Source organism: Planktothrix sp. FACHB-1355, assembly GCF_014748295.1.
Lineage (GTDB): Bacteria > Cyanobacteriota > Cyanobacteriia > Cyanobacteriales > Aerosakkonemataceae > Aerosakkonema > Aerosakkonema funiforme_A.
The window spans coordinates 1-7,925 of sequence record NZ_JACJUP010000200.1 but is presented as its reverse complement, the minus strand read 5'-3'; the positions used below and the strand labels follow the sequence as shown (position 1 = coordinate 7,925).

Here is a 7,925-nt window from a genome sequence, read left to right as displayed (position 1 = left end):
GGCAGTCCGCAAATGAATTTATTGACGCTGAATTGCCAAGGACGTTACGCGATGCTGGGTGATTTTAGAGTGCATCTCCCAGATATTCCCACTTCTCCATCTCAGATTGTGTTCGGCATTCGTCCGGAAAATGTTCGCGTTGCCGCAGCAGAATATCCACACACAATTAAGGGGCGAGTTATCTTGACAGAAAATTTGGGAATGAATTATTTAATTAGCGTGCGGGTGCGCGGATCGCAGGCAGATTCAATTATTTTGCGTGCTTTGTTACCGACAGACCAAAGTTGGAATGAGGAAGAGATTACGTTGGCACTACCTCCCCAATTTATTCACTGGTTTGATGTTCAAACGGGGGATGATATTGTGAGCAGACAAAAGCTTGCTGTTGGGGGTTAGTAAGGTTTATTGAATTTGCGATCGAGTCGCCCGGTTTGTGGTGGGCAATGCCCACTCTACAAATGACCGACTCTGAGGGAAAGTGGCCAGGAAATGAGCTTGGTTGCTTGTGAATTACCCCAGGCGTTTGTGAGCCGATCGCACATTTTTGCAATCGAATCGATACCGTGTTGACCTATAAATCGCTGGGTGGCAGACCAAGTTTGCAAATACCCGATAACTTGTGCGACATTCCACTCGATCGTCATCGCGAAAGAGGGTGGTGTTAATTCGACAAACGGAAAAGGAATAGTTTGATATTTTTGCTCTACTAACTGTCTTTCGGCAGGCCAAAAAGGTTCAACTGCTTGATAGTATTGTGCTAGGGCTTGATTTAGTTGTTCGTCGGCAGAAGGAATAGTAAAAAAACCGTAACACCAAACCGCAATTACCCCGTTCGGTTTGAGAACGCGGCGCACTTCTTGATAGAATAGATCGAAGTTAAACCAATGCAGAGCTTGAGCGACAGTAATTAAATCGATCGCACTATTAGGTATTTCGGTGCGTTCGGCGGTTGTGACCCAATAACGAATGCGATCGTGCCCAAAAGCTTCAGCAATTTGCTTTTCACTGGCATCAGTCCCATAAACCTGCTGAAAGTAGGCAGTTAGACTCAAAGCAACTTGACCGTTACCCGTACCGCAATCCCAAGCAAGTTCGCGTTCTGGTGTGATGGCAGCTAAGTACTCAAACAGCGCCTCTGGATAGCGGGGTCGATATTTGGCGTATTCGCTTGCGTGCGAAGAGAAATGATCTGAAAAGTTCATGCGCGATCGTTTAGGCTTTTATTATAAAGAATATTAAATCATTCCTAATAAGATAAAACAAATGAGTGAAATAAAAAAAGTAGCTGTTGTTACAGGTGCCAATCGCGGATTGGGTTGGGAAACTTGTCGCCAACTGGCAAAACAAGGAATCCAAGTTATTCTCACCAGTCGCGATGAAGAAAAAGGTAACGCTGCGGCTGAAAAATTGCAAGCTGAAGGATTAGAAGTCAAATTTTACCCGCTTGATGTCACCAGTGCGGACAGTATTGAGCATCTTGCCCAGTTTGTGAGAAATGAATTTGGTAAATTAGATATCTTGGTGAACAACGCCGGAATATTACCAGATCCTGTCGAATATCCAGCAGCGAGTGTGTTCAACGCTAAGATTAGTACTTTGCAGCAAACAATGGAGACGAATGTATACGGGCCATTGTTACTTTGTCAGGCATTGATTCCGCTGATGAAACAGCATAATTATGGGCGGGTAGTAAATGTATCTTCTGGCGTAGCACAAGTGTCTGGAATGGATCGAATGAGCGGCACATATCCAGCATATCGGATTTCCAAAACTGCTTTAAATGTATTAACGCGGATGCTTGCCTACGAGTTGAAAGACACGAATATTTTAGTAAATTCAGTTTGTCCTGGCTGGGTTAAAACCGATATGGGCGGCCCAAATGCGACAAGGACGATCGAGCAAGGGGCCGATACAATTGTCTGGTTGGCTACTTTGCCCGACGATGGGCCAACAAACGGATTTTTCCGCGATCGCCAACCCCTGGATTGGTAAACTTTCGCGTGCAGGGAAAGGTATTTTTTGATTAACATCCAGATAGAACAGTAAAAACCGACGAAAGCCTAAAATTATTAAATCGGGTTTGCGTCGGCATAGTAAACCGATACCTAAGTTAAATTTATGAACTTTTGTAGCGATAACGTAACGGGAGTCGCACCGGAAATTATGGCAGCAATAATTGCAGCCAATGAAGGTGCAGTTATGCCCTACGGTAACGATGAATTAACCAAGCGATTGTCAGCCAAATTTGCGGAATTATTCGAGACTGAAGTTACGGTTTTTCCAGTTGCAACCGGTTCGGCTGCCAATGCGATCGCTTTATCAGTTATCACACCACCTTTTGGTGCCATTTACTGCCATACCGAATCTCATATTAATCTTGATGAGTGCGGTGCGCCAGAATTTTATACGAACGGTGCAAAATTGATCGCGCTGACCGGTTCTCACGGCAAAATTTCTGCCGATGACTTGACAAAAGCACTCAAAAAAGCAGGCGCAGGCGTCGTTCATCACGTACAGCCAGCCGCAGTCAGTATCACCCAGTCAACCGAAGCGGGAACAGTTTATCAACCTGATGAAATTCAGCAAATTGCTGAGGTTACTCACTCACACAATCTCAGCTTACATATGGATGGTGCTAGGTTTGCCAATGCCGTAGTTAGTTTGAATTGTACACCCGCAGAAATTACCTGGCGTGCTGGTGTTGATGTGCTGTCATTTGGTGCTACTAAAAATGGCGCTATGGCAGCTGAAGCCGTGGTGTTTTTCAAGCGCGAATTAGCGGAAATGTTCGGCTATCGTCGCAAACGCGGTGGGCATTTGTTCTCGAAGATGCGATTTTTGTCGGCACAGCTTGAAGCGTACATTACAGATAATTTGTGGCTGAAAAACGCTACTCGCGCTAATGAGATGGCGGCAAGACTTGCAGCAGGACTTACCTCTTTACCGGGAGTAAAACTTTGTCATCCAGTGTCAGCAAATGAAATTTTTATTCAGCTGCCAGAAACAGTTATCCAAGGACTTTTAGCGGCAGGCTTTCTGTTCTATCTTTGGGAGGGTGAAGATGCGACAACTTTGCGTTTGGTGACGGCATTTAATACTAAGGAAGAGGATGTCAATGCTTTTATCAAAACGGCGGCGTCCTACTCTGCCGTTGATTCTAATATGGCAATAGGCGAACTTACTGGAGTTTGAAAAAAAGGAATTTGCAATGAAGCTGTTTCGTATACCGATCGCTTTAATTCTCACTTTGCTTGCCTTCATTTGCTTTGCCCCCAAAGCAGAGGCATTTTGCGGTTTTTATGTTGCCAAAGCAGATACTAAACTGTACAACCAAGCTTCGCAGGTAATTATCGCCCGCGATGCAAGTCGCACTATATTAACGATGGCGAATGATTATCAAGGCGATGTGAAAGATTTTGCCTTGGTTGTGCCCGTTCCTGTGGTTTTGCAACAAGAACAGGTGCGGGTAGGCGACTCCAAAATTATGGAAAGATTGGATGCTTTTAGTGCGCCGAGATTGGTGGAATATTTCGATCCCAATCCTTGTGCAATTCCTCCCTTTGCGCCTAGTTCTGAAGCAGCACCAATGGGAGATATTCGGCGATTAGAATCAAATCAAAGTAGACGCGATCGCGCTTTAGGGGTCACGGTAGAATCGCGCTTCAGTGTGGGAGAATACGACATTTTAATTCTCAGCGCCAGAGAATCAAACGGATTGCAAATTTGGTTGCAACGCAACGGTTATAAAATCCCAGCCGGTGCGAGTCAATTACTGCAACCTTACATTCGCCAAAACATGAAATTCTTTGTGGCAAAAGTCAACTTAGCAGCCTTTCAAAAATCCGGTTATCAATACTTAAGACCGTTGCAAATTGCCTACGAATCTAGCAAATTTATGTTACCGATTCGTTTGGGTATGGTCAACGCCAACACTGCTCAAGATTTAATTGTTTATATCTTATCGCCAAAAGGTCAAGCTGAAATTACCAATTACCGGACTGTCAAAGTGCCATCTGACGCAGAAATACCAGTCTTTGTCAAGAATCAATTTGGCGATTTCTACAAAGCGATGTTTGCCACAGCATATACTCAAGAAGGCAAAAAAGTCGCTTTTCTCGAATACGCTTGGGACATGAGTAACTGCGATCCTTGTTCCGCCGAACCACTTAATCCAGAAGAATTGCGTAAGGCGGGAGTTTTTTGGTTAAATACTAACCAAGCAAGCAATGTTTTTATCACCCGAATTCATGTGCGGTATACTCGCGATAAGTTTCCGGAAGATTTGATGTTTCAAGAAACGTCAAATCGCCAAAATTTCCAGGGCAGATATATTCTGCGTCATGCTTTTGAAGGAGAGACAAACTGTCCGGCGGGACAACAATATAAAAGAGCTTTGGCAACGCGATTTGAACAGGAGGCGCAGACTTTAGCTAAACTGACCGGGTGGAATATTAATGATATCCGCAAAAAACTGCCTGTAACTCAAACTCAGCAGACACCTTTTTGGCGAAATATTTGGCCTTGAAAAACGATATTATGTAGGGTGGGCAATGCCCACCAATTACAGCTTTACGTGGGCAATGCCCACCCGACAATTCGCTCCCTAGCCCCATTTAAATTACCATGAATGAATCATCTATAAATAAGTTGCTGGAAGATTTGAAAAAACCGGATGAAGAAGTGCGCGATCGGGCCACATCAGAACTCTGGCGCATCTGGTTCCACCAAAAGGGAGCGATCGGGTTTGAACTGCTGCGTCGCGCTCAGATTTTGATTGAAGCAGGAGAATTTAGCCAAGCTGAAAACGAACTCACACAAGTCATCTCTGACTTGCCTGATTTTGCAGAAGCATGGAATCGACGAGCGGTTCTCTACTACACAATGGGAGAATATAAAAAGGCGATCGAAGATTGTGAAATTGCCATCAAGCTTAACCCAGTTCATTTTGGCGCACTGCACGGTTTGGGGTTGTGCTATGCCGGACTGGGAGAGTACCGCACTGCTATCCAAGCTTTTCGAGAAGCACTTTCTATTCAACCTTATGCTTTAATAAATCAAAGGTTGATTCTGGAATGTACAGCCCGGTTAAGTTAGCAGAGCGAAAATGATCGGAATTGTTATCGTATCTCACAGTGCCAAACTGGCAGCCGGGGTGCAAGAATTGGCAACTCAAATGGTGCAAGGCGAGGTGAAAATAGCCGTTGCCGCCGGAATTGACGATCCGGAGAATCCTTTTGGCACCGATCCTATACAAGTACATCAGGCGATCGAATCTGTTTACAGCGATGATGGCGTTATCGTATTGATGGACTTGGGTAGCGCGGTTTTGAGTGCAGAAATGGCTTTAGAATTTCTGTCAGAAGAACAGCAAAATAAAGTAAAACTCTGCGAAGCACCGCTGGTAGAAGGCACTATTGCCGCAGTCGTTCAAGCAGCTAATGGTGCTGATATCGAGCAAGTTTTAACCGAAGCGCGAGGCGCATTGGCAGCAAAAGTAGCTCAATTGGGAACCCCCCCCATTTCTTCCCCCTCCGTCCACCGAGGAGGACACAAGGAGGGAGCGAAAGAAATATATCTCACTGTCAAAAATCGGATGGGTTTGCACGCTCGTCCCGCTGCTAAATTCGTTGCCACTGCTGGCAAATTTAAATGTGAAATAACGGTGCGGAATGTTTCTGCAAACAGCGATGCGGTCAATGCAAAAAGTATAAATCAGTTAGTGACGCTGGCCGTTTGTCGAGGAGATGAAATTGCGATCGCAGCTTCAGGAAGCGATGCAGATGAAGCTTTGGCAGCATTGCAGCAATTAGTAGAAACCAACTTCGGCGAATCGCTGAAAGATTCCCCCATTCCTCCCCTTTTTCCCACTCCCACTCCCCCCCTTTCCCGCTCTTCTTTATCTGCCATCCCCGCATCTCCAGGCATTGCGATCGGACGGGTGTTTTTGTATCAACAAACATTGGCAGAAATAGAAGATATACAAGTAGATAATCCCCAGACAGAATGGCAGAAATTGCACGCAGCAATTGCCACCGCTCATCGCGAAATTGAAATGCTCCGCCAAAATGCAGCTACGGAAGCGGGAGAACAAGAAGCGGCTATTTTCGATGCACATTTGTTATGTTTGGAAGATCCAACTGTGCTAGAGGCGGCGCGTCAGCGGATTTTTGAATATGGATTAGCTGGCACCACAGCTTGGAAAGTGGTAATAGATAAAACAGCACGTACTTACGAAGCTTTGGCAGACCCTTTCTTACAGGCGCGATCGGCTGATGTCCGGGACGTGGGGCAGCGAGTGCTGCGATTGCTGACAGGCGTAGCAGCAGCACCTCTGAATTTGCCAGAGCCAGCCATTCTGGTAGCTAACGATTTAAGTCCTTCGGAAACGGCGCAGTTAGACAAAACCAAGGTGTTGGGTATTTGTACGGTAAGCGGAAGTGCTAATTCTCACAGCGGTATTCTGGCGCGATCGCTCGGCATTCCCGCCGTGATGGGAGTGAGTGAGGAGTTGTTGCACTTGGAAAATGGCACTCTCATTGTTTTGGATGGGGAAACGGGTGAGGTGTGGGTACAACCAGATGAAGCGCAGTTGAGTGAATTACAAGCAAAACGAGATAGTCGTTTGGCTGCACAAATAGCATTCAAAGAAGTAGCGCAAAAACCTGCTATCACTAGCGATAAACGCGAAATCAAAGTGATGGCAAACATAGGCTCGATCGCAGATGCCAAAGTAGCTGTGAATGCGGGTGCAGAAGGGGTAGGATTGCTGCGAAGCGAGTTCTTGTATTTCCATCGCCACACGCCGCCAAGTGAAGAGGAACAGTTGCAGATATATGAGGCGATCGCTTCTACTATATCACCTCATCCTTTAATTATTCGCACTTTGGATATCGGCGGAGACAAACCAATTTCTTATTTGCATTCCGCATTAGAAACCAATCCTTTCTTGGGATGGCGAGGCATTCGCTTTTCGTTGGATTACCCGGATTTACTGAAAATACAATTAAGAGCAATTCTGCGAACGACGCATCAACATAAGATTAAAGTAATGTTTCCGATGGTGGCGTCAATTACGGAAATTCGCGCCGCTAAAAAAATTCTCGCAACTGCACAAGCAGAGTTACGCCAAGCCGGAATTCTCTTCGATGAAACTATGGCAGTGGGAATTATGATAGAAGTACCCGCTGCTGTAATTTGTGCCGATAAACTAGCAGCAGAAGTTGACTTTTTCAGCATCGGTACTAACGATTTAAGCCAATATGTGATGGCAAGCGATCGCACCAATCCCAAAGTAGCAAATCTTGCCGATGCCTTTGCACCTGCGGTGTTGCGATCGATCGCCCAAACCGTGCAAATTGCCCATAATGCTGGGATTTGGGTAGGCGTGTGCGGTGAGTTGGCTTCCCACTCAAACGCTGTACCTATCTTAGTAGGTTTGGGTGTAGATGAATTGAGCGTAAATGCCGCAGCAATTCCCGCCATCAAGACAGCAATTTCCCAATTAACGATGGCGCAAGCAGAAGCGATCGCCACCGCCGTGTTACAATTAGATTCAGCCGCAGCAGTCAGAGAATATCTTGAAATTCAAATAATGAAACCTAAAGTTTAGTGAGGGTGACATGACTACCAATATATTAGATCCACAATTACAAAATTGGCAGAATTTCTGTCAATATCATGCCAACGCTGACTGGCATGGTACTTGGACTGCCTAGAAGTATACAACATTTCTGTCTGAATATCGCCCCCTTTTGAAACCAACTAAAAACACTTATGAATAGCCAAGAACAAAATTGGACAAATTTATTTGGAAAAATTACCTCTGAAGGCATTGCTTGGCATGGAATATGGACTAGATATTCTCCAGAAAAAGAAGTCCTCGAATCTTTTCAAGGTGTGAGAAATTTTCGAGCAAATGAAAATAA

General features: G+C 45.2%; 9 protein-coding genes. 8 read left to right on the top strand and 1 reads right to left on the bottom strand.

The window, feature by feature from the left end; genetic code table 11:
* The coding region (locus H6S82_RS11280) for a TOBE domain-containing protein (RefSeq protein ID WP_191056232.1) at nt 1-396 on the top strand (396 nt) is incomplete at its 5' end.
* Nucleotides 397-452: 56 nt separating this feature from the next.
* Here the strand turns inward: H6S82_RS11280 and H6S82_RS11275 are convergent.
* On the bottom strand, nt 453-1,202 hold the full coding sequence (locus H6S82_RS11275) for a class I SAM-dependent methyltransferase (RefSeq protein ID WP_190474838.1): 750 nt from the start codon (nt 1,200-1,202) through the stop codon (nt 453-455).
* Nucleotides 1,203-1,263: 61 nt separating this feature from the next.
* Between H6S82_RS11275 and H6S82_RS11270 the strand changes: the two genes are divergently transcribed.
* From H6S82_RS11270 to H6S82_RS11245, 7 genes are all read left to right on the top strand, one after another.
* Nucleotides 1,264-1,992 (top strand): SDR family oxidoreductase, encoded by a 729-nt coding sequence (locus tag H6S82_RS11270; protein ID WP_190474839.1) that lies wholly within the window; start codon nt 1,264-1,266, stop codon nt 1,990-1,992.
* A gap of 126 nt (nt 1,993-2,118) precedes the next feature.
* Nucleotides 2,119-3,192, top strand: a complete 1,074-nt coding sequence (locus H6S82_RS11265; protein ID WP_190474841.1) for a low specificity L-threonine aldolase — start codon at nt 2,119-2,121, stop codon at nt 3,190-3,192.
* A 16-nt stretch (nt 3,193-3,208) separates the two neighbouring features.
* Nucleotides 3,209-4,525, top strand: coding sequence for a DUF2330 domain-containing protein (locus tag H6S82_RS11260; protein ID WP_191056231.1), 1,317 nt, complete (start codon nt 3,209-3,211; stop codon nt 4,523-4,525).
* 98 nt (nt 4,526-4,623) lie between these two features.
* A complete protein-coding gene (locus tag H6S82_RS11255; protein ID WP_190473801.1) occupies nt 4,624-5,094 on the top strand; it encodes a tetratricopeptide repeat protein in 471 nt (156 codons plus the stop codon).
* Nucleotides 5,095-5,104: 10 nt separating this feature from the next.
* Nucleotides 5,105-7,609 (top strand): phosphoenolpyruvate--protein phosphotransferase, encoded by a 2,505-nt coding sequence (gene ptsP, locus H6S82_RS11250; RefSeq protein ID WP_190473799.1) that lies wholly within the window; start codon nt 5,105-5,107, stop codon nt 7,607-7,609.
* A gap of 10 nt (nt 7,610-7,619) precedes the next feature.
* The gene (locus H6S82_RS33400; RefSeq protein WP_242056909.1) at nt 7,620-7,715 is read left to right on the top strand and encodes a DUF3598 family protein; all 96 of its coding nucleotides are present in this window, start codon (nt 7,620-7,622) and stop codon (nt 7,713-7,715) included.
* A 58-nt stretch (nt 7,716-7,773) separates the two neighbouring features.
* A partial coding sequence (locus H6S82_RS11245) for a DUF3598 family protein (RefSeq protein WP_191056230.1) occupies nt 7,774-7,925 on the top strand: 152 nt, incomplete at its 3' end.